The 23,002-nt window shown below is 66.3% G+C and carries 15 protein-coding genes, 3 rRNA genes and 1 riboswitch; of the genes, 3 read left to right on the forward strand and 15 right to left on the reverse strand.

The genetic code is table 11. The annotated features are described in order from the left end of the window. Positions 1–51 precede the first annotated feature (51 nt). Positions 52–2,937, reverse strand: coding sequence for an aminomethyl-transferring glycine dehydrogenase (gene gcvP / locus OHA05_RS05185; RefSeq protein ID WP_328859939.1), 2,886 nt, complete (start codon positions 2,935–2,937; stop codon positions 52–54). Positions 2,938–3,115: 178 nt separating this feature from the next. Then, positions 3,116–3,211: riboswitch (glycine riboswitch) on the reverse strand. A 63-nt stretch (positions 3,212–3,274) separates the two neighbouring features. Between gcvP and OHA05_RS05190 the strand changes: the two genes are divergently transcribed. Then, positions 3,275–3,709: a PRC-barrel domain-containing protein gene (locus OHA05_RS05190; RefSeq protein ID WP_313947576.1), complete on the forward strand. Its 435-nt coding sequence runs from the start codon at positions 3,275–3,277 to the stop codon at positions 3,707–3,709. Here the strand turns inward: OHA05_RS05190 and OHA05_RS05195 are convergent. The 13 genes from OHA05_RS05195 to OHA05_RS05255 form a co-directional block, all read right to left on the reverse strand. Continuing rightward, complete coding sequence (locus OHA05_RS05195) at positions 3,619–5,091, reverse strand: DNA polymerase IV (RefSeq protein WP_328859940.1); 1,473 nt, start codon at positions 5,089–5,091, stop codon at positions 3,619–3,621. The two genes, OHA05_RS05190 and OHA05_RS05195, sit on opposite strands and share 91 nt — an antisense overlap. A gap of 51 nt (positions 5,092–5,142) precedes the next feature. Continuing rightward, entirely contained in the window at positions 5,143–5,739 is a 597-nt protein-coding gene (locus OHA05_RS05200) for a MerR family transcriptional regulator (protein WP_328859941.1), read from the reverse strand. Positions 5,740–5,906: 167 nt separating this feature from the next. Next, complete coding sequence (locus OHA05_RS05205; protein WP_005475662.1) at positions 5,907–6,380, reverse strand: bifunctional nuclease family protein; 474 nt, start codon at positions 6,378–6,380, stop codon at positions 5,907–5,909. A gap of 53 nt (positions 6,381–6,433) precedes the next feature. Next, positions 6,434–7,180 (reverse strand): transcriptional regulator FtsR, encoded by a 747-nt coding sequence (ftsR, locus tag OHA05_RS05210; protein ID WP_328859942.1) that lies wholly within the window; start codon positions 7,178–7,180, stop codon positions 6,434–6,436. Between the two features lie 41 nt (positions 7,181–7,221). Further along, complete coding sequence (locus tag OHA05_RS05215) at positions 7,222–8,172, reverse strand: FHA domain-containing protein (RefSeq protein ID WP_328863335.1); 951 nt, start codon at positions 8,170–8,172, stop codon at positions 7,222–7,224. An 82-nt stretch (positions 8,173–8,254) separates the two neighbouring features. Then, positions 8,255–9,151, reverse strand: coding sequence for a DUF881 domain-containing protein (locus OHA05_RS05220; protein ID WP_443043829.1), 897 nt, complete (start codon positions 9,149–9,151; stop codon positions 8,255–8,257). Positions 9,152–9,279: 128 nt separating this feature from the next. Beyond that, positions 9,280–9,612, reverse strand: coding sequence for a small basic family protein (locus tag OHA05_RS05225; protein ID WP_003970459.1), 333 nt, complete (start codon positions 9,610–9,612; stop codon positions 9,280–9,282). Further along, complete coding sequence (locus OHA05_RS05230; protein ID WP_328859944.1) at positions 9,609–10,538, reverse strand: DUF881 domain-containing protein; 930 nt, start codon at positions 10,536–10,538, stop codon at positions 9,609–9,611. The genes OHA05_RS05225 and OHA05_RS05230 overlap by 4 nt, the downstream gene beginning before the upstream one ends. Before the next feature lie 97 nt (positions 10,539–10,635). Next, positions 10,636–13,131 carry a mannose-1-phosphate guanyltransferase gene (locus tag OHA05_RS05235; protein WP_313947569.1) on the reverse strand — a complete coding sequence of 832 codons (2,496 nt, stop codon included), beginning with the start codon at positions 13,129–13,131 and terminating at the stop codon, positions 10,636–10,638. Positions 13,132–13,242: 111 nt separating this feature from the next. Then, the gene (locus OHA05_RS05240) at positions 13,243–13,851 is read right to left on the reverse strand and encodes a CDP-alcohol phosphatidyltransferase family protein (RefSeq protein ID WP_313947568.1); all 609 of its coding nucleotides are present in this window, start codon (positions 13,849–13,851) and stop codon (positions 13,243–13,245) included. A 146-nt stretch (positions 13,852–13,997) separates the two neighbouring features. Further along, a 5S ribosomal RNA gene (gene rrf / locus OHA05_RS05245) occupies positions 13,998–14,114 on the reverse strand. Positions 14,115–14,202: 88 nt separating this feature from the next. After that, positions 14,203–17,326, reverse strand: a 23S ribosomal RNA gene (locus OHA05_RS05250). A gap of 305 nt (positions 17,327–17,631) precedes the next feature. Beyond that, positions 17,632–19,157 (reverse strand): 16S ribosomal RNA (locus tag OHA05_RS05255). The 16S, 23S and 5S rRNA genes sit together here, the layout of an rRNA operon. Before the next feature lie 572 nt (positions 19,158–19,729). On the opposite strand from OHA05_RS05255, the gene OHA05_RS05260 reads away from it, so the two are divergent. Further along, positions 19,730–20,179 (forward strand): PTS sugar transporter subunit IIA, encoded by a 450-nt coding sequence (locus OHA05_RS05260; protein ID WP_313947567.1) that lies wholly within the window; start codon positions 19,730–19,732, stop codon positions 20,177–20,179. 75 nt (positions 20,180–20,254) lie between these two features. Beyond that, entirely contained in the window at positions 20,255–21,925 is a 1,671-nt protein-coding gene (ptsP, locus tag OHA05_RS05265) for a phosphoenolpyruvate--protein phosphotransferase (protein ID WP_313947566.1), read from the forward strand. 59 nt (positions 21,926–21,984) lie between these two features. Here the strand turns inward: ptsP and OHA05_RS05270 are convergent, their stop codons facing one another. Further along, entirely contained in the window at positions 21,985–22,959 is a 975-nt protein-coding gene (locus OHA05_RS05270; protein WP_328859945.1) for a hypothetical protein, read from the reverse strand. Between the last annotated feature and the right edge of the window lie 43 nt (positions 22,960–23,002).

Below are 23,002 nucleotides of genomic sequence, written 5' to 3' on the forward strand. Positions count from 1 at the left end.
CCGGCCGGAGAGTCATCCTCCGAACCGGCCCCGACGCATACGCGTCGCCCGTCAGTTGTCGTACTCCTCCAGCGGCGGGCAGGAGCAGACGAGGTTGCGGTCGCCGAACGCGCCGTCGATCCGTCGCACCGGCGGCCAGTACTTGTCCGCGGCGCTCACGCCGGCCGGGAAGACCGCCTCCTCACGGCTGTAGGAGTGCTCCCACGCCCCACCCAGCGCGGCCGCGGTGTGCGGGGCGTTGCGCAGCGGGTTGTCCTCCGCGGGCCATGCGCCCGATGCGACGTTCTCGATCTCCGCGCGAATGGCGATCATCGCCTCGCAGAAGCGGTCGATCTCGCCCAGGTCCTCGCTCTCGGTGGGCTCGATCATCAGCGTGCCGGCCACCGGGAACGACATGGTCGGCGCGTGGAAGCCGTAGTCGATCAGACGCTTGGCGATGTCGTCGACGCTGACGCCCGTCGCCTTCGACAGCGGCCGCAGGTCCACGATGCACTCGTGCGCCACCAGGCCCGCCGGGCCGGTGTAGAGCACCGGGTAGTGCGGCTCCAGACGCTTGGCGATGTAGTTGGCCGCGAGAACGGCGACCTGTGTGGCCCGCTTGAGGCCCTCGCCGCCCATGAGCCGGACGTACGCCCAGGAGATGGGCAGGATGCCCGCGGAGCCCCACGGGGCGGCGGAGATCGGACCCACGCCCGTCTCCGGGCCCGCGGTGGGCTGAAGCGGGTGGTTCGGCAGGTACGGGGCGAGGTGCTCGCGCACACCGACCGGGCCGACACCCGGACCGCCGCCGCCGTGGGGGATGCAGAAGGTCTTGTGCAGGTTCAGGTGCGAGACGTCGCCGCCGAACTTGCCCGGCTTCGCGAGGCCCACCAGCGCGTTGAGGTTGGCGCCGTCGACGTAGACCTGGCCGCCGGCCTCGTGGACCTGGGCGCAGATGTCGGCGACATGCTCCTCGAAGACGCCGTGCGTGGACGGGTAGGTGATCATCAGCACCGAGAGCTCGTCGCGGTACTGCTCGATCTTGGCGCGCAGATCCTCGACGTCGATCTCGCCGTCGTCGGCGGTCTTGACCACGACGACCTTCATACCGGCCATGACGGCGCTGGCGGCGTTGGTGCCGTGGGCGGACGACGGGATGAGGCAGACGGTGCGCTGGTCGTCGCCGTTGGCGCGGTGGTAGGCGCGGACCGCGAGCAGTCCGGCCAGTTCACCCTGCGAACCGGCGTTGGGCTGGATGGAGACGCTGTCGTAGCCGGTGACCTCGGCGAGACGCTCCTCCAGCTCGCGGATGAGCGTCAGATACCCGGCGGCCTGGTCGACGGGCGCGAAGGGGTGCATCTGCCCGAACTCGGGCCAGGTCACCGGCTCCATCTCGGTGGTCGCGTTCAGCTTCATGGTGCAGGAGCCGAGCGGGATCATGCCGCGGTCCAGCGCGTAGTCACGGTCGGCGAGGCGGCGCAGGTAGCGCAGCATCGCGGTCTCGGAACGGTTCTGGTGGAAGACCGGGTGCGTGAGGTAGTCGTCGGTGCGCAGCAGGGAATCGGGCAGGGTGTCCGCGGAGGCGGCGTCCAGCGCCTCGATGTCGGCGTCGACGCCGAAGGCGCCCCACACGGCGGTCAGCTGCGCACGGTTCGTGGTCTCGTCGCAGGCGAGGGAGACGTGGTCGGCGTCGACGAGGTGCAGGTTCACCCCGCCCTCACGGGCGGCGTGCAGCACGTCGGCCGCCTTGCCCGGCACACGGACGGTGAGCGTGTCGAAGTACGCGCCGTGGACGACCTCCACGCCGCCGGCCCGCAGGCCCTCGGCGAGCAGCGTCGCATAGCGGTGGGTGCGCCGGGCGATCGCCCGCAGGCCCTCGGGGCCGTGGTAGACGGCGTACATGCCCGCCATGACGGCGAGCAGCACCTGCGCGGTGCAGATGTTGCTGGTGGCCTTCTCCCGGCGGATGTGCTGCTCACGGGTCTGCAGCGCGAGACGGTAGGCCCGGTTGCCGTCCGCGTCCACGGAGACGCCGACGAGTCGTCCCGGCAGGCTGCGGGCGAACTTCTCGCGCACCGCCATGTAGCCGGCGTGCGGTCCGCCGAAGCCCATCGGAACGCCGAAGCGCTGCGTGGTGCCCACCGCGATGTCCGCGCCGAGGTCACCGGGCGAGGTGAGCAGGGTCAGCGCCAGCAGGTCCGCGGCGACGGTGATGATCGCACCGAGCTCGTGCGCCTGGTCGATCACGGGCTTGAGGTCGCGGACGACTCCCGAGGCGCCCGGGTACTGCAGCAGGACGCCGAAGACGCCCCGCTCGGCGATCTCGGCCGGAATGCCGTCGTGCAGGTCGGCGGTGACGACCTCGACGCCGGTCGGTTCCGCGCGGGTCTCGATCACCGCGAGGGTCTGCGGCAGGACGTCGGCGTCGACGAGGAACACGCCGTTCTTGACCTTGCCGACACGGCGGGAGAGCGACATGGCCTCGGCGGCGGCGGTGCTCTCGTCGAGCAGCGAGGCGCCGGAGGTGGGCAGGCCCGTCAGTTCGGCGACCATGGTCTGGAAGTTCAGCAGGGCTTCGAGCCGGCCCTGGGAGATCTCGGGCTGGTACGGCGTGTACGCGGTGTACCAGGCCGGGTTCTCCATGACGTTGCGCAGGATGACCGGCGGCGTGAACGTGCCGTAGTAGCCGAGGCCGATCATCGGCGCCAGGACCGTGTTCCGGTCGGCGAGCGTCCGCAGCTCGGCGAGGACCTCGGGCTCGGTGCGTGCCTCGGGCAGCGCGAGCGCCTCGGCGTTCTTGATGACGTCGGGAACCGCGGCCGCGGTCAGCTCGTCGAGCGAGCCGTATCCCACCTGGGCCAGCATCTTGGCCTGCGCCTCGGCGTCGGGTCCGATGTGGCGCTGCTCGAAGGGGGTGCCTCGCTCCAGCTGTGCGAGCGGAATGCGGTTGGCGGTCATGATGGAGGCCTCCTGGTCTGACGCGACCTGCGAGGGGCACCACGGCGCGGGTACCCGGACGGCCTCCCCCTCTGTCATCTCAACCTGAGAGCTTCACCGGATCCCCACGCGGGAACCCGGCTTTCACCGTCGGTGAGAGCGGATGCCGTCCGACGCCCGCCCTGCTTTCCAGAGTGACCTCGTCCGTGCGGTACAGGGTGCCTGAGAGATTCCGGGGAGGATTTGCTCCTTCGGCGCCACCGTTTGTTCCGGTGGACTCTCCCGCACGGGGTCAGCAGCCGATAGTCAGCGTACCAGCGCGTCCTCTCGTCGATCGCTCAAGTGGCCGACACCCTCGATGTGCACTTTCGTATCATTTACGGAGCAGTTGCGACCTCTTGGAGGGACCGTGCAGACCGACATCGATCCGCGCAGCCTGATCGGCCGCAAGGCGTTCGACCGCAACGGGGCCAAGATCGGGACTGTGGACGAGGTGTATCTCGACGATGCCACCGGCGTACCCGAATGGGCGGCCGTCCGCACCGGGCTCTTCAGCAGGGACGCCTTCGTCCCTCTGGAGCCGAGCGAGTTCGTCGACAACGGACTGCGAGTGCCGTACGAACGCGCGTTGATCAAGGACGCCCCCGATTTCGGCGTGGGCCGTCATCTCTCGCCGGAGCAGGAGCTTCAGCTCTACCACCACTACGGGCTCGATCTCTCGACTCCGCCGGACACCCCCGCGCCCTCGTCCGGCGACCGCTCCTTCGGCCGTGTCGCCGGCCAGGAGGACTGATCCCCCTCGGGGGGAGTCACCAGTGGGAGCGGGTCGGACAGCTCCAGGTCCGGGTCGTCGACCCGGAAGGTGCGGACGCGTCCCGGCGGTGAGGTCGGTTCCTCGAACCGGACGGTGACCCGCCCGATGCCGCTGCCCTGTACCCATCCCGGCCCCAACTGCGCATGCCGTACGTCGTGGCCCGCGGGCCAGCGCCGCTCGGCGAGAGCCGTCTCGGGCTCCGGCTCCGGCGGCTTCTCCTCCCCCTGCGGCACCGCGGCATCCGCCGCCTCGCCCTCCGCCGGCTCTCCCGCGCTCTGCTCACCGGCGGCAGCCGCCTGCGCGAAGAGGTCTTCCTGTGTGTAGTCCGCGAGGCCCGTCACGCCCACGCCGAGCAGCCGCACCCCGCCCGTGGTGTCGACGGACTCCAGCAGCCTCCCCGCCGCTTCGCGCACGACGGCGGGGTCGTCCGTGGGCCCGCGCAGCGTCTCGGAACGGGTGAGCGTGGAGAAGTCGAACCGCCGGACCTTCAGCACGATGGTGCGGCCCGAGTGCCCCGAGGCCCTCAGCCGGTGCACGCACCGGTCGGCGAGCCGCTCCACCTCGACCCTGATCCGGACGCGGTCGTGGAGATCGATGTCGAAGGTGTCCTCCACCGACACGGACTTGGTGTCCCGCTCGGCCACGACGGCCCGGTCGTCATGGCCGAGGGCCATCCGGAACAGGGACGCACCGTGGGCCTTGCCGAGCAGCCGTACCAGTTCGTCCTCGCCCGCCTCGGCCAGATCCGCGCACGTGGTCATGCCCGCCCTGCGCAGATGCTCTCCCGTGGCGGGACCCACGCCGGGCAGTGTGCGGACGGACATCGGGCCGAGCAGCTCACGCTCCGTGCCGGGCTGGATGAGCACCAGTCCGTCCGGCTTGGCCTGCTCCGAGGCGATCTTGGCGAGCATCTTGGACCCTGCGAGGCCGACAGAGCCGGTCAGTCCCGTGACGGCGCGGATGGCCGCACGCAGCTGCTCACCGGTGGCCCGGGCGGACGCGGTGTCGTCCGCCGCGCCGCCTGCCTCCAGATCCACAAAGGCCTCGTCCAGGCTCAGCGGCTCCACGAGCGGCGACAACCGGCCCAGCAGCTCCATGACCTGCTCACTGATCGTGCGATAGAGCGAGAAGCGGGGCACGAGATACGCGGCGTTCGGCGCGAGCCGTCGGGCCTGGGCCATCGGCATCGCCGAATGGACCCCGAAGCGTCTCGCCTCGTACGAACAGGTGGCGACGACTCCCCGCGGACCGAGACCGCCGACGATCACGGGCTTCCCGCGCAGACTCGGCTTCGCCGCCTGCTCGGCGGCGGCGAAGAAGGCATCCATGTCCAGATGCAGGATCGTCGGCGCGGGTCTCACATCTCCGATGCTGCCCTACGCCACTGACAAAGGGGCCGCTTCCCCGTGTGCTCAGACCGCCCGGTCGCGTCGGCGTCTGGCCAGCTCGTCGGCCGGGTTGTGCCCGACCAGGGTCTCGCCGGTGTCGATCAGCTCGCCGTGCAACTGCGACAGGGCCGCCTCGACGTCCCGCCAGACGACTCCGACGGCGATCCCGAAGATGCCCTGTCCGCCCTGGAGGAGATCGACGACCTCGTCCGGCGACGAACACTCGTAGACCGTCGCGCCGTCGCTCATCAGCGTCATCCGCTCGAGATCGGCGAAGCCGCGCGCCCGCAGATGCTGTACCGCGGTCCGGATGTTCTGCAGCGCCACGCCTGTGTCCAGGAAACGCTTCACGATCTTGAGGACGACCACGTCACGAAAGCTGTAGAGGCGCTGGGTGCCCGATCCGTGCGCCGGACGGACACTGGGCTCGACCAGGCCGGTACGGGCCCAGTAGTCGAGCTGCCGATAGGTGATGCCGGCTGCCGCACACGCGGTGGGACCGCGATAGCCGACCGTCTCCGTGGATGGTTCGGCCGCACTCCCGTGGAGCGGATACGGCCCGCTCTCCCCCGGACCTCGTCCGGGGGCGCCCCCCACCGCACCGTCGCCGCTGCTGTCCACGCCGACCTCCGTCCTTGACCTGCCATGTCGACGGTAGGCAGTCACCAGGGGCGCGTCAACGATCGCCACACTCGGCACGCCGAGTGATAATCACCCTGAGAGTGGTTTCCCGTGCCCCGGTTCGGGGAATAGCTGCCCGAATGTGCCGATGCCGCCGCCCTGGGCGGTCACTGGCTGTTGGTCCCGAAGTCCTCCGGCGAGATCTGGTCGAGGAACTCGCGGAACTTCTCCACCTCGTCCTCCTGCTCGTCGGGGATCGCGATCCCCGCGTCGTCCAGCACACCGTCGCTGCCGAAGATCGGTGTACCGGTACGCAGAGCGAGGGCTATGGCGTCGGACGGACGCGCACTCACCTCGACTCCGCTGGCGAAGACCAGCTCCGCGTAGAAGACCCCTTCACGCAGATCAGTGATGCGGACCTCGGTGAGCTCCTGGCCCACCGCCTCCAGCACATCCTTGAAGAGGTCATGGGTCAGCGGCCTGGCAGGAGCCATGCCCTGCTGTGCAAAGGCAATGGCGGTCGCCTCCCCGGGACCGATCCAAATGGGGAGGTACCGATCGCCTCCCACTTCACGCAGGAGCACGATCGGTTGGTTGGAGGGCATTTCAACCCGGACACCCACAACGTCGAGCTCGTTCACACAGCAACCCTAGGACGTGCTCGGCAGGTTTGGGTAGTCGGGCACGTTCATGATCAGTGGAGCCGCACCCCGAGAGCCGTCTGCACCAGAGCCGCATGCAGCCGCACGGACAGGGCCGCGAGCTCTTTCACGGTGGCCTCGGCATGTGCCCTGGTCTGCGGATTGCGGTGCCGCCGCAAGGGTGCCACCACCTGTTCCACCAGCCCGGCCTCGCGGTCGGCGGCGGCCTTCATGGCCCGCAGATGACGCGGTTCCAGACCGAATCTGCCCAGATCGGCCACCAGCCTGGCGACCGTCACCGACTCGGCGTCGTAACCGCCGTCCTCGTGCCGGCCCAGCAGACCGTACGACTCCCAGTCCGCCAGCTCCTCCTCGCTCACCCCGGCGGCGGCCAGAAGCTCCGCACGGCCCACCCGGGCGGCGGTACGGCACTCGGCATCGGCCTCCCAGGCGCCGCCGCCGTCCAGGAGCTCACGCGGCGTGCTCTGTGCGGGCAGCTGGACCTGCTCACCACGTGCCACGGCGTCGAGATGCTCGCGGATGACCTTCAGCGGCAGATAGTGGTCGCGCTGCATCCGGAGCACCTGAGCCAGACGCTCGACGTCCTCCGGGCTGAACTTGCGGTACCCGGACGGGGTGCGCCGCGGCTCGACGAGCCCTTCGGCCTCGAGGAACCGGATCTTGGAGATCGTGACGTCGGGGAACTCGTCGCGCAGCCCGCTGAGCACCGTACCGATGCTCATCAGCCGCTCGGCCGCAGCGGCGGTGCCGTGACCGGCACCGCCCTTCGGTGTTCGCATGTGCCTTCCTGGGGTCCCCCCGGAGCGTGTCCGGGGGACGGTTACAGGCCCCTCTGGCTCGCGTAGAAGACCAGTCGGTACTTGCCGATCTGGACCTCGTCACCGTTCGCCAGGAGGACCGAGTCGATCCGCTCACGGTTGACGTAAGTGCCGTTCAGACTGCCGACGTCCCCCACGGTGAAGCTGCCGTCGGGACCGCGCCGGAACTCCACATGGCGCCGCGACACGGTGACGTCGTCGAGGAAGATGTCGCTCTGCGGGTGGCGGCCGGCCGTGGTCAGCTCACCGTCCAGCAGGAAGCGGCTTCCGGAGTTCGGTCCGCGGCGCACCACGAGCAGCGCGGAGCCGAGCGGCAGCGCGTCGACCGCCGCCTGGGCCTCCGGGGACAGCGACGGGACCTGTGTCTGGCCCGTCACCTCGGAGTCGTACGCCTCGAGGCCGGAGATGGAGATCGTCGACGTCGTCTCGGACGGCCGCTCGGCGGGCGCACCGCCGCGCAGCGGCGCGCCGCAGTTGGAGCAGAACCGACTGGATTCGGCATTGCGGTGACCGCACCTCGTACAAACCGGCAAGGCCGACATGGACGGATCCTCCTGCCGCGGCTGCCCCGCGTGGGGATTGGTCGCATACGGGTCGGAGGCAAACCCTCCACCCGCACTTGAGGCTGATGGTTCCCCGAAACCTATGCGGCCGGGACCGGCAGGGTCAACAGACGACGCGCCCGGACCGCCCGAAATGTCACCGCCCTGGCCGGAGACCTCGTCCCGGAAGAGCGGCCGCTCGCCGCCCTGCTCCTCACCCTGGCCATGACGCGGCGCGCGATGCCTGGCGTTGCCGCCGTCCTCGCGCGAGCTCTTGCCGAACAACTTCCCAAACAACTTCACGGGCGATTCCCCTTGACCGAAATAGACCCGCCCGTGGGGCAGGACGAACCCTCGATGATCAGACCTGCCGACCCGGACATTCTCACAACGTCCGTACCCACCAGACAGTTTCCACCAGACCGCACACCTTCGATGTGCCGACCCCCCGCAACCTCTTGCCCCGGTCCGCCGGACCCCATGCGCTCCCGCCTCACTGGCCCGACGACCGAGCGTAGTCAGGCCGCTTCGCGGGTCGCAAGGCGTCCACGACGATCTTCTGTGAGCGCACCACCGTGGCGGTGGCCTGCTCCTTCTCCAATGTCTGCACCACGCCGCCGGGGATGTTCAGGGCCGGCTCGAGATCCTGCGGCTTCCCGATGACCTTGAAGACGTACGGAGCGGTGATGCGTTTCCCGTCGACCTCGATGTCACCGCCCGTGCCCGTGAAGTGCGTATCCGCAACGACCCTGATGTCGTTGACCTGGATCGCCTCCGCACCGGCCGCTCGCAGCTCCTGGATGGCATCCAGGAGCATGTCCGACTCCACGGTGCCGGACTTGTCCTGGATGGTGAGCGTGATGCCCGGGCCTTCCGCCGCGACCGTGCCGGCCAGGATGCCCAGCTGCTGTTCCTTCTGCTGGGTCTGCTTGCGCGCCTCCTCGGCCTGGTCCGAACTGTTCTCCAGCTCGGCGCGCTGGTCCTCCAGGCGCTGCTTCTCGTCCTCCAGCCGCTGGGTGCGGTTGTCGAGCTCGTCGAGGATGCGGACGAGGTCCTCCTGACGTGCTCCGCGCAGCGCACTGTTGTCGCTGGTGGAGCGCACCTGGATGGCCAGGCCCAGGCCCAGGACGAACAGCAGGACGGCGACCGTGAGTTGGGCACGGCTGATACGCGGGGGCCAGAGCCCGGCCAACAGCCGCTGCCTGCCGGTCTCTTCACCGGCCCCGTCGCCTGCCGGCGTGGCCGACGCGCCCGCCGGTGCCACCGTCGGCTCCTCGGCCGACGCCGTCCGTTCGTCGCGGCCTTCCGCCTGGGAGCCCTTCTCCGGTGGCAGTTCGGCCCGCGGCGCCCCGGCCTGCGGCCGCTCGCTGCGCGGACCCTCTTCTGTCACACCCTCACTGATGCCACCCTCGCCCTTCGGGTTCCCGTCCTGCGGAATCCCGTCCTGCGGGTTCCGGTCCTGGGCGTTCCCGTCCTGGGCGTTCCCGTCCTGCGGATTCTCTGCGCTGTTCATCGGCCTCACGCCCGGAACACATGCCGGCGGATCGCGGCAGCGTTGGAGAAGATCCGGATACCGAGCACGACGACCACACCCGTGGAGAGCTGCGCGCCGACGCCCAGCTTGTCGCCGAGGAAGACGATCAGTGCGGCGACCACGACGTTCGAGAGGAAGGAGACGACGAAGACCTTGTCGACGAAGATGCCGTCCAGCATGGCCCGCAGACCACCGAACACGGCGTCCAGAGCCGCGACGACGGCGATCGGCAGATAGGGCTCGACCACCGCCGGCACTTCGGGCCGGACCAACAATCCGACCACGACTCCCACGACGAGGCCCAGTACGGCGATCACGATGTGCCCTTCCCTGTGTCAGCCGTGTCCTGCCCGCTGCCCGTCCCGGCGCCGGTGGTATTCGGCTCTGCTGTTCGTACGATCAAGCTCGGAGCAGCCGGAAGACGCACCGTGCCCTCGGTGGAGATGCTGGAACGGATCCCGAAGTTCTCCTGGAGCGCGTGCAGATACTGTCCGTCCGCACTGTCCTGGAACGCCGTGCTCAGCTTCTTCCCGTCCCCCACCGCGAGCACCGTGTACGGCGGCACCAGCGGCCTGTTGTCGACCAGTATGGCGTCGCCCGCGGCGCGGATGGCGGACAGGGCCGTCAGCCGCTGCCCGTTGATCGCCACCGCTTCGGCGCCGGACTCCCAGAGTCCGTTCACGACCCGCTGCATATCGCGGTCCCGCACCCGGCCGGTGTCGTTGAAACCGCTGTCCTCCCGCGGCCCGTCACCACCCTGCTCGGTGCCCTTGGCATCATCGACGACCAGCTTGACGCCCGGACCCTCGACCTCGGTGGCCCCCGCGAGCAGGGCGACCAGCTCACCCTGGTCACCGCCCTGGGTCTTCAGGGCCTTGCGCTGACGCTCTCCGACGTCGTCACGCAGCTTGTCGACGCTGCGCTCCAGCGCATCGGCGTCCGAGGTCTCCGCGTCGATGCGGTTGATGAGCTCCTCGCGCTCCTTGGCCACCACCGGTGCCGCTATCCGCGCATTCGCGGCTCCCACGGTCACGACCAGGGCGGCGAGCACGAGCCCGGCGGCCAGTCCCAGCTTGGCACGCAGCGTACGCGGCAGACCGCCGCCCTCGGCCGCTCGGCGGGCCGAGGCCTCCGCGTACCCGTCGTCCAGACTGTGCTCCATCACGTTCGTCAGCAGCGACATGGACGCATCGGGACGTGCAGGTGGAGAGCCGGTGCTCCGAACGGGGGGCTGCTGCGACATGCCGCACATCGTCGCACGTCGCAGCCGCTACCGCCGAATGGCCCCACCGGTGTGCCGGGAGCCGTCGCGCGACAACTCCCGGCACAGCGGTCACACGCTACTGACCTGCGCTGTCCACCACGGCGGACCACTCGTCGAGCAGAGCCTGCGCCGAAGCGTCATCGGGGCCTTCTGCCCACAAATGAGTGACAGCTTCGGCGGGATCCGGCAGCACCATGACCCAGCGGCCGTCCGTCTCCACGACGCGCACGCCGTCGGTGGTGTCCACATGCCGCTCGCCGGCGGCCTCGACGACCCGGCGCATGACGAGCCCCTTCACCGCCCACGGCGTCGCGAGGTCGCGCTTGAGGACATGCGCCTTCGGGATCCGGGCGTCGATCTGGCTCAGTGTGAGCTGCGTACGGGCCACCAGGCCCACGAGACGCACCAGAGCCGCCGAACCGTCGAAGACACTGCTGAACTCCGGAATGATGAAGCCACCACGGCCGTCACCACCGAAGATCGTCGTCTCCTCGCGGCCCACCCGCGTCAGATCGTCGGGCGAGGTCGTGGTCCACTCCACCTGGGTGCCGTGGTACGCCGCCACCTGCTCGGCGATCCTTGTCGTCGTCACCGGCAGGGCCACCCGCCCGCTGCGCCGTTCCGCCGCGACGAGATCGAGCATCACCAGCAGCGCCCGGTCGTCCTCGATGATGCGGCCGCGCTCGTCGACGAGGGAGAGCCGCTCACCGACCGGGTCGAAGCGCACCCCGAAGGCCGCCCGCGCGGAGGCCACGATCTCGCCGAGGCGCACCATCCCGGACCGGCGTGTGTCGGCCGACTCGGTCGGCCTGGACTCGTCGAGACCGGGATTGATCGTCAGCGCGTCCACACCCAGCCGTCCCAGCAGGCTGGGAAGGACGAGTCCGGAGCTGCCGTTGGAGGCGTCGATGACGACCTTCAAGTTGGAATCGGCGATCCCCGTGATGTCGACATTGCGCAGCAGGGACCCGGTGTACGAGTCGAAGACACTGGCGGGGAAGTGGAGGTCACCGATCTCACCGGGGAACGCGCGCCGGTACTCCTGGCGTGCGTACACCCGGTCCAGCTTCCGCTGTCCGGCCTGCGAGAGGTCGGCACCTCGCTCGTCGAAGAACATGATGTCGACGGAGTCCGGTACACCCGGCGACGTACGGATCATGATGCCGCCGGCGCTTCCGCGCGCCGTCTGCTGACGGGCGACGGGCAACGGCACGTTCTCCAGGTCGCGTACGTCGATGGCACTGGCCTGGAGCGCCGAGATCACCGCGCGCTTGAGGGCACGGGCACCACGTGAGTGGTCACGTGCCGTCGTGACGGTGGACCCCTTCTTCAGGGTCGTCGCGTACGCACCGGCCAGCCGCACGGCCACTTCCGGGGTGATCTCCACGTTCAGGATGCCGGTGACACCCCTGGCGCCGAAAAGATGCGCCTGACCGCGGGACTCCCAGATGACCGAGGTGTTGACGAACGCGCCGGCCTCGATGGTCTTGAACGGGTAGACCCGCACATTGCCCTGGACGATCGATTCTTCACCGACGAGGCACTCGTCGCCGATGACCGCGCCGTCCTCAATCCGGGCGGCACGCATGATGTCGGTGTTCTTGCCGATCACACAGCCACGAAGATTGCACTGCTCGCCGATGTAGACGTTGTCGTGGATGACGGCCTTGTGGAGGAACGCACCGCTCTTGACGACGACGTTGGACCCGATGACCGTGTGCTCGCGAATCTCCGCGCCGGCCTCGACCTTGGCGTAGTCGCCGATGAAGAGGGGACCGCGCAGAACGGCGTCCGGGTGCACCTCCGCACCCTCCGCGACCCAGACGCCGGGCGAGATCTCGAAACCGTCGATGTCGACATCGACCTTGCCCTCGAGGACATCGGCCTGGGCCTTCACATAGCTCTCGTGCGTGCCCACGTCCTCCCAGTAGCCCTCGGCGATATAGCCGTAGATGGGCTTGCCTTCCTTCATGAGCTGCGGGAAGACATCACCGGACCAGTCCACGGACACATCGGCCTCGACATAGTCGAAGACCTCCGGCTCCATCACATAGATGCCCGTGTTCACGGTGTCCGAGAAAACCTGACCCCAGGTCGGCTTCTCCAGGAAGCGCTCGACCTTTCCTTCCTCGTCCACGATGGTGATACCGAATTCCAGAGGATTCGGCACACGGGTCAGACACACCGTGACCATCGCGCCCTTCTCCTTGTGGAAGGCGATCAGGTCGGACAGATCGAAATCGGTGAGGGCGTCACCGGAAATGACGAGGAAGGCATCGTCCTTCAGCGCTTCCTCGGCATTCTTCACACTCCCCGCGGTGCCGAGCGGCTTCTCCTCATTGGCATAGGTGAGCTCCATTCCGAGCTCTTCGCCATCACCGAAGTAGTTCCTGACCAGTGAAGCGAGAAACTGCACGGTTACGACGGTCTCATTGAGCCCATGCCGCTTGAGCAGCCGAAGGACGTGCTCCATGATGGGGCGGTTTGCCACCGGCAGGAGCGGCTTGGGCATGCTCGAGGTCATGGGGCGAAGTCGCGTACCTTCGCCACCGGCCATCACGACGGCCTTCATGTCGGAAGCGTCCTCCTTGACGAGATGACGGTCTGGCCGACTCCACCCGTCCAAAGAGGCCCTCGGGGGTCATCCGCGGCCGGCAACGCTGCACGGCTCCGCGTCGACGGGTCAATCGGCGACTGCGTCCGCCTTGACGAGGCGGCGGACTTGGACCACATACAGGATCCCTGCCCACCAATACAGAGTTGTACCCCATCCGGCGAAGGCCCATCCGAAAATAGCACCGAGTGACGCAAGCCACCCCGATCCGTCACTGAGCAGCAGCAGCGGGAACGCGTACATGAGGTTGAAGGTGGCCGCCTTGCCCAGGAAGTTCACCTGAGGAGGCGGATAACCGTGCCGGCGGAGGATTCCCACCATCACCAGGAGCATCAGTTCCCGGGCCAAAAGCGCCGCGGTCAGCCACAGTGGCAGGATCTCGCGCCAGGTGAGACCGACAAGGGTCGACAGGATGTACAGGCGGTCCGCAGCGGGGTCGAGAAGTCGCCCCAGACTGCTGATCTGGTTCCATCGGCGTGCGAGCTTGCCGTCGAGATAGTCACTGACACCGCTCAGCATCAGGACGAGCAGAGCCCAGCCGTCACTCTTGGGTCCGCCGAACTCGGGGCGGAGAATCAGCCAGAGGAAGAGCGGCACACCGGCAAGACGCGCCATGCTGAGGACGTTGGGGATGGTGAGTACCCGGTCCGTCTGAACGCGGGTCTCCTGGACCTCCACCCGGGGGCCTCCTGTGTGGAACGTGCCGATGATGCTCCCCGACCTTACCCTCAGCCCGGATGGCCGGATGCACAGGGGTGAGCAGCGGAAGTCCCGGAACGCAGAAAGGCCCCGCACCAGAGGTGCGGGGCCTTCCCACAATGATTGTTCGGCGGCGTCCTACTCTCCCACAGGGTCCCCCCTGCAGTACCATCGGCGCTGAAAGGCTTAGCTTCCGGGTTCGGAATGTAACCGGGCGTTTCCCTAACGCAATGACCACCGAAACACTATGAAGATATCGACCCGGAACCCACACATACGGGGGTTCGACAGTTCGTTACTTCAGAACTAACACAGTGGACGCGAGCAACTGAGGACAAGCCCTCGGCCTATTAGTACCGGTCAACTCCACCCATTACTGGGCTTCCATATCCGGCCTATCAACCCAGTCGTCTACTGGGAGCCTTACCCTCTCAAGGAGGTGGGAATACTCATCTCGAAGCAGGCTTCCCGCTTAGATGCTTTCAGCGGTTATCCCTCCCGAACGTAGCCAACCAGCCATGCCCTTGGCAGGACAACTGGCACACCAGAGGTTCGTCCGTCCCGGTCCTCTCGTACTAGGGACAGCCCTTCTCAATATTCCTACGCGCACAGCGGATAGGGACCGAACTGTCTCACGACGTTCTAAACCCAGCTCGCGTACCGCTTTAATGGGCGAACAGCCCAACCCTTGGGACCGACTCCAGCCCCAGGATGCGACGAGCCGACATCGAGGTGCCAAACCATCCCGTCGATATGGACTCTTGGGGAAGATCAGCCTGTTATCCCCGGGGTACCTTTTATCCGTTGAGCGACGGCGCTTCCACAAGCCACCGCCGGATCACTAGTCCCGACTTTCGTCCCTGCTCGACCCGTCGGTCTCACAGTCAAGCTCCCTTGTGCACTTACACTCAACACCTGATTGCCAACCAGGCTGAGGGAACCTTTGGGCGCCTCCGTTACCCTTTGGGAGGCAACCGCCCCAGTTAAACTACCCATCAGACACTGTCCCTGATCCGGATCACGGACCCAGGTTAGACATCCAGCACGACCAGAGTGGTATTTCAACGATGACTCCACAACCACTGGCGTGGCCGCTTCACAGTCTCCCACCTATCCTACACAAGCCGAACCGAACACCAATATCAAACTGTAGTAAAGGTCCCGGGGTCTTTCCGTCCTGCTGCGCGAAACGAGCATCTTTACTCGTAGTGCAATTTCACCGGGCCTATGGTTGAGACAGTCGAGAAGTCGTTACGCCATTCGTGCAGGTCGGAACTTACCCGACAAGGAATTTCGCTACCTTAGGATGGTTATAGTTACCACCGCCGTTTACTGGCGCTTAAGTTCTCAGCTTCGCACGCCCGAAAGCGTACTAACCGGTCCCCTTAACGTTCCAGCACCGGGCAGGCGTCAGTCCGTATACATCGCCTTACGGCTTCGCACGGACCTGTGTTTTTAGTAAACAGTCGCTTCTCGCTGGTCTCTGCGGCCACCCCCAGCTCGAGGAGCAAGTCCTCTCACCAGTGATGGCCCCCCTTCTCCCGAAGTTACGGGGGCATTTTGCCGAGTTCCTTAACCATAGTTCACCCGAACGCCTCGGTATTCTCTACCTGACCACCTGAGTCGGTTTAGGGTACGGGCCGCCATGAAACTCGCTAGAGGCTTTTCTCGACAGCATAGGATCATCCACTTCACCACAATCGGCTCGGCATCAGGTCTCAGCCTTAACGAGGGACGGATTTGCCTACCCCTCGGCCTACACCCTTACCCCGGGACTACCACCGCCCGGGCTGGACTACCTTCCTGCGTCACCCCATCGCTTACCTACTACCACCTTGGATCGCCGGCTCCACCACTTTCCTTTCCCCGAAGGGTCCGGAACGGCTTCACGGGCTTAGCATTAATGGGCTCGATATTGGGCGTTTCAAAGCGGGTACCGGAATATCAACCGGTTGTCCATCGACTACGCCTGTCGGCCTCGCCTTAGGTCCCGACTTACCCTGGGCAGATCAGCTTGACCCAGGAACCCTTAGTCAATCGGCGCACACGTTTCTCACGTGTGTATCGCTACTCATGCCTGCATTCTCACTCGTGAACCGTCCACCACTGCCTTCCGGCGCGGCTTCACCCGGCACACGACGCTCCCCTACCCATCCCAGCGGGCGTTGGCCCTATATGCTGGAATGACACGACTTCGGCGGTACGCTTGAGCCCCGCTACATTGTCGGCGCGGAATCACTTGACCAGTGAGCTATTACGCACTCTTTCAAGGGTGGCTGCTTCTAAGCCAACCTCCTGGTTGTCTCTGCGACTCCACATCCTTTCCCACTTAGCGTACGCTTAGGGGCCTTAGTCGATGCTCTGGGCTGTTTCCCTCTCGACCATGGAGCTTATCCCCCACAGTCTCACTGCCGTGCTCTCACTTACCGGCATTCGGAGTTTGGCTAAGGTCAGTAACCCGGTAGGGCCCATCGCCTATCCAGTGCTCTACCTCCGGCAAGAAACACACGACGCTGCACCTAAATGCATTTCGGGGAGAACCAGCTATCACGGAGTTTGATTGGCCTTTCACCCCTAACCACAGGTCATCCCCCAGGTTTTCAACCCTGGTGGGTTCGGTCCTCCACGACCTCTTACAGCCGCTTCAACCTGCCCATGGCTAGATCACTCCGCTTCGGGTCTTGAGCGCGCTACTATGTCGCCCTATTCGGACTCGCTTTCGCTACGGCTTCCCCACACGGGTTAACCTCGCAACACACCGCAAACTCGCAGGCTCATTCTTCAAAAGGCACGCAGTCACGACGCAAGGAACAAGTTCCTTGCGCGACGCTCCCACGGCTTGTAGGCACACGGTTTCAGGTACTATTTCACTCCGCTCCCGCGGTACTTTTCACCATTCCCTCACGGTACTATCCGCTATCGGTCACCAGGGAATATTTAGGCTTAACGGGTGGTCCCGCCAGATTCACACGGGATTTCTCGGGCCCCGTGCTACTTGGGTGTCTCTTAAACGAGCCGCATGAATTTCAGCTACGGGGGTCTTACCCTCTACGCCGGACCTTTCGCATGTCCTTCGCCTATCCATACGGTTTCTGACTCGTCTCACCGCCGGCAGACGATGATAAAGAGATCCCACAACCCCGCATGCGCAACCCCTGCCGGGTATCACACGCATACGGTTTGGCCTCATCCGGTTTCGCTCGCCACTACTCCCGGAATCACGGTTGTTTTCTCTTCCTGAGGGTACTGAGATGTTTCACTTCCCCTCGTTCCCTCCACACTGCCTATGTGTTCAGCAGCGGGTGACAGCCCATGACGACTGCCGGGTTTCCCCATTCGGAAACCCCCGGATCAAAGCCTGGTTGACGACTCCCCGGGGACTATCGTGGCCTCCCACGTCCTTCATCGGTTCCTGGTGCCAAGGCATCCACCGTGCGCCCTTAAAAACTTGGCCACAGATGCTCGCGTCCACTGTGCAGTTCTCAAGCAACGACCAGCCACCCACCACCCCGCTGAAAACAGCGAGTTCACTGGGGCCGGCATCGCGAAGGACGAGCTCACGCTCGCACCCTCAGATACCCAACAGCGCGCCCGGCACGACCAGTCGAATCCTGTGTTCCACGCCGAAGCAGTACTAACAGTCATCATCTGAGCCGTGCCGAATAGTCAACGTTCCACCCATGAGCAACCAGCACCGGACATTCGCCGATGTACTGGCCTCTGACCTGATCCGAAGATCCGGTAAGAAGTGCTCCTTAGAAAGGAGGTGATCCAGCCGCACCTTCCGGTACGGCTACCTTGTTACGACTTCGTCCCAATCGCCAGTCCCACCTTCGACAGCTCCCTCCCACAAGGGGTTGGGCCACCGGCTTCGGGTGTTACCGACTTTCGTGACGTGACGGGCGGTGTGTACAAGGCCCGGGAACGTATTCACCGCAGCAATGCTGATCTGCGATTACTAGCAACTCCGACTTCATGGGGTCGAGTTGCAGACCCCAATCCGAACTGAGACCGGCTTTTTGAGATTCGCTCCGCCTCGCGGCATCGCAGCTCATTGTACCGGCCATTGTAGCACGTGTGCAGCCCAAGACATAAGGGGCATGATGACTTGACGTCGTCCCCACCTTCCTCCGAGTTGACCCCGGCAGTCTCCTGTGAGTCCCCATCACCCCGAAGGGCATGCTGGCAACACAGAACAAGGGTTGCGCTCGTTGCGGGACTTAACCCAACATCTCACGACACGAGCTGACGACAGCCATGCACCACCTGTCACCCGACCACAAGGGGGGCACCATCTCTGATGCTTTCCGGGCGATGTCAAGCCTTGGTAAGGTTCTTCGCGTTGCGTCGAATTAAGCCACATGCTCCGCTGCTTGTGCGGGCCCCCGTCAATTCCTTTGAGTTTTAGCCTTGCGGCCGTACTCCCCAGGCGGGGAACTTAATGCGTTAGCTGCGGCACCGACGACGTGGAATGTCGCCAACACCTAGTTCCCAACGTTTACGGCGTGGACTACCAGGGTATCTAATCCTGTTCGCTCCCCACGCTTTCGCTCCTCAGCGTCAGTAATGGCCCAGAGATCCGCCTTCGCCACCGGTGTTCCTCCTGATATCTGCGCATTTCACCGCTACACCAGGAATTCCGATCTCCCCTACCACACTCTAGCTAGCCCGTATCGAATGCAGACCCGGGGTTAAGCCCCGGGCTTTCACATCCGACGTGACAAGCCGCCTACGAGCTCTTTACGCCCAATAATTCCGGACAACGCTTGCGCCCTACGTATTACCGCGGCTGCTGGCACGTAGTTAGCCGGCGCTTCTTCTGCAGGTACCGTCACTTTCGCTTCTTCCCTGCTGAAAGAGGTTTACAACCCGAAGGCCGTCATCCCTCACGCGGCGTCGCTGCATCAGGCTTTCGCCCATTGTGCAATATTCCCCACTGCTGCCTCCCGTAGGAGTCTGGGCCGTGTCTCAGTCCCAGTGTGGCCGGTCGCCCTCTCAGGCCGGCTACCCGTCGTCGCCTTGGTAGGCCATCACCCCACCAACAAGCTGATAGGCCGCGGGCTCATCCTTCACCGCCGGAGCTTTCAACCCCTCCCCATGCAGGAAGGAGTGTTATCCGGTATTAGACCCCGTTTCCAGGGCTTGTCCCAGAGTGAAGGGCAGATTGCCCACGTGTTACTCACCCGTTCGCCACTAATCCACCCCGAAGGGCTTCATCGTTCGACTTGCATGTGTTAAGCACGCCGCCAGCGTTCGTCCTGAGCCAGGATCAAACTCTCCATGAATGTTTTCCCGTAATCGGGATGAACACCACAAGAGCGGAACAGCCGATCGGAATAAGACCGACTGTTCACAGCGTCCTCGCTGTGTCATTGCCTACCAACCACAAGGGCCGGCAGGACTTTCAAAGGAACCTCGCCATCCGAAGATGGACGGGGTATCAACATATCTGGCGTTGACTTTTGGCACGCTGTTGAGTTCTCAAGGAACGGACGCTTCCTTTGGACCTTCTTCAAGGCCCTCCGGGCGCTTCCCTTCGGTGTTTCCAAACCATATCAGGCTTTTTCGGTCTCCCTGACCATCCGCCCTGCGGACATGCAGAGGTTTAGACCAGTTAGGATCTCGGCTTGATAGGCGCTGCCGACCCCCGACTCACTGTCGCGTTGGGGCCAGGCAGGGGTACGACAGTACCTGTCGCCCGGAGGCGAGGCAAATCGTTTCCGGTGCACCCCTAGGTCCGCCAACTGGTAGGTCTCGTGCGGAACTAGGACTTGTCATGACTTACCCTTCTGAACAGTGTGCCGTCCTCGACAGGCAGTGACGGTGCAGTAACGAATCTCCGCCCCTGGGAGGCTCCATGACCACAGTGACGTCCCCTCTTTCCGGACGTGCCATCGGACTCTCGGCGGTGCCGGACCCGGTGTTCTCCGGTGCCATGGTCGGTCCGGGTACCGCCATCGACCCCGTGCGTGAGCCCTCGGAGGCGGTCGCACCCGTCGACGGCATCGTTGTCTCCCTCCACCCCCACGCCTTCGTCGTCGTCGACGACCAGGGACACGGTGTGCTGACGCACCTGGGCATCGACACCGTCCAGCTCAACGGCGAGGGCTTCGAGCTGCTCGTCAACAAGGGCGACACCGTTCGCCGTGGTCAGCCCGTCGTGCGCTGGAACCCGGCCGCCGTCGAAGAGGCCGGCAAGTCCGCGATCTGTCCGATCGTGGCGCTCGAGGCCACGGCCGACTCCCTCTCCGGACTCCGTGAGGACGGAGATGTGAAGTCCGGGGACACCCTCTTCACCTGGCAGTGACGCCGACGCCGTGATGACGGCGAGTTGCACATCCAACGCGGCGGCACAGGCCGTCGCTCAATCGGAGACGGTGAAATGGAGACAACGCTGCGAGGCGTCGGCGTGAGCCACGGGGTGGCGATCGGCGAAGTACGGCACATGGGTACGGCGGTGCTGGAGCCGCCGGCGAAGCAGATCCCGGCACAGGACGCGGAGCGCGAACAGGGGCGCGCCCGCAAGGCCGTGGAGGCTGTTGCCGCTGACCTGATCGCTCGGGGCAATCTGGCAGGTGGTGAAGCCCAGCACGTGCTCGAGGCGCAGGCGATGATGGCGCAGGACCCCGAGCTGATGGCCGATGTGGAGCGGCGCATCGCTGTCGGGAGCACGGCCGAGCGTGGGGTGTACGACGCGTTCGCCTCGTACCGGGCGCTGCTCGCGGGTGCCGGCGAGTACCTGGCCGGCCGCGTGGCCGACCTGGACGACGTACGGAACCGGATCGTGGCGCGACTGCTCGGCGTGCCGATGCCCGGTGTGCCGGACAGCGACGAGCCGTATGTGCTGATCGCCCGGGACCTCGCTCCGGCGGACACGGCGCTGCTCGACCCGGCGCTGGTGCTCGGGTTCGTGACCGAGGAGGGCGGGCCGACCAGTCACAGCGCGATTCTGGCGCGGGCGCTCGGTGTGCCGGCCGTCGTGGCGCTGCCCGGTGCTGGCGAGCTGGCCGAGGGCACGGTCATCGCGGTCGACGGCAGTACCGGCGAGGTCTTCGTCGAGCCCAGCGAGGACAAGCGCACGCAGATGGAGCGGGCGGCCGCGGAGCGGAAGGCCGCGCTGTCCGCGTCGACCGGACCGGGTGCGACGTCGGACGGGCACAAGGTGCCGCTGCTGGCGAATGTCGGCGGTCCGGCGGATGTTCCGGCTGCGGTGGAGGCCGGTGCCGAGGGCGTCGGTCTGTTCCGTACGGAGTTCCTGTTCCTGGACGACAGCAAGCAGGCGCCGTCCGAGGAGAAGCAGGTCGAGGCGTACCGGGCGGTGCTGGAGGCGTTCCCCGAGGGCCGCGTGGTCGTGCGGGTGCTGGACGCGGGCGCGGACAAGCCGCTCGACTTCCTGACGCCGGCGGACGAGCCGAACCCGGCGCTGGGTGTGCGCGGGCTGCGCAGCCTGCTGGATCACCCCGAGGTGCTGCGGACGCAGCTGACGGCGCTGTCGAAGGCCGTCGAGGGTCTGCCCGTGTATCTCGAGGTCATGGCGCCGATGGTGGCGGACCGGACGGACGCGAAGGCGTTCGCGGACGCGTGCCGCGAGGCGGGGCTGCGGGCGAAGTTCGGCGCGATGGTGGAGATTCCGTCCGCCGCGCTGCGGGCGCGCTCGATCCTCCAGGAGGTGGAGTTCCTGTCGCTGGGCACCAACGACCTGGCGCAGTACACCTTCGCCGCCGACCGTCAGGTGGGTGCGGTGTCCCGGCTTCAGGACCCGTGGCAGCCGGCGCTGCTCGACCTGGTGGCCCTGTCGGCCGAGGCCGCAAGGGCCGAGGGCAAGAGCTGTGGTGTGTGCGGTGAGGCTGCCTCCGATCCGCTGCTCGCCTGTGTGCTCACCGGTCTGGGGGTGACGTCGCTGTCCATGGGTGCCGCGTCGATCCCCTATGTCCGCTCGACGCTGGCGAAGTACACGCTCGCGCAGTGCGAGCGGGCGGCGGCCGCAGCGCGTGCCGCGGACACCGCCGAGGAGGCGCGCCTGGCCGCGCAGGCGGTGCTCTCCGGCGAGTAGCCGCGGGGACAGGTCGGTCGAGGGGCTCCTGCCGGTGACGGCGGGAGCCCCTTCGCCGTTCAGTGCTGGGCTTCCGGGTCGTCGGTCGGGACGGGGAAGCCCGCGCAGTACTCCACGCCCGGTTCGGGTGAGAGCGGCTCACCGGTGGCCGCGTCCGTGCAGTACGCGCTGAACACCTCGCCCGCGGTCAGCGGGAGGAGGCGGCCCTCGTGCAGCCGCCAGCCGCGGAGGCGGTCGGGTGCGTCGGGTGTGCTGGTGCGCAGCACCAGGCCCCCTGGGCTCTCCAGGGCGACGGCGGTGGCGAGGACGGTGACGAACTCGGCGCCCTCGGCGGCGTCCAGTTCGGCGGCCCGCGCTCCCGTGGTCGCGTTGCCTTCCGCGTGCAGGACGGCGAGAAGCTGTTCGTCGGGGGCGGGGACGCTGCACACGAGGTGGTGTCTTCCCTCTCCGGCACCTTCGAGCAGGCGCATCAGGAGACGGGACGCGCGGTCGAAGGCCGACCGGCCGACGTCCTGGCCGCAGTCGGCGCACGCTCCGAGGTCGGCGAGGAGCAGGGTCGCGTACTCCCAGGTCGACTGGCGGACCGCCTTGTCGATGAGCTCGGGCAGCAGGCTGTCGAGTGGCTGGCCGGTGTAGGGGACGGTGCTCCCGCGGGTGGTGATCGCCGCGGTGTAGCTGCTGCGGCTGGTGGGTGTGTCGGGGTCGAGGCCGTGCTCAGAGCAGTACTCCGCGAAGTCCTCCGGGTCGAACAGGGCGACGGTGGTGTGCAGTTGACGGCTTGCGAGCGTTTTGAGCAGCCCGTCGACCTGCCTGAGGTACTCGCGGTGGTCCTCGAACGGGAAGGTGCGGTACCCGCGCATCGCATCGAAGTCGTACGCGTCGGTCAGCACCCCGACGGTGCCGGCCACTTCTCGGCGCAGGGTGCGCCTGAGGGTGGTGTCGGTCGCGGGACGGTCCCCCGCCGCCCGCGGTCCGGTGCGGCCCTTGCGCCTCGATCGCCCGGTCTGTTTGCGGGCAGCCTTGTCGTGCGCCATTTCTCCCCCTGACGGTTGTCGACTGGTCGTGACTCACCGTAAC

Source organism: Streptomyces sp. NBC_00306, from assembly GCF_036169555.1.
Lineage (GTDB): Bacteria > Actinomycetota > Actinomycetes > Streptomycetales > Streptomycetaceae > Streptomyces > Streptomyces achmelvichensis.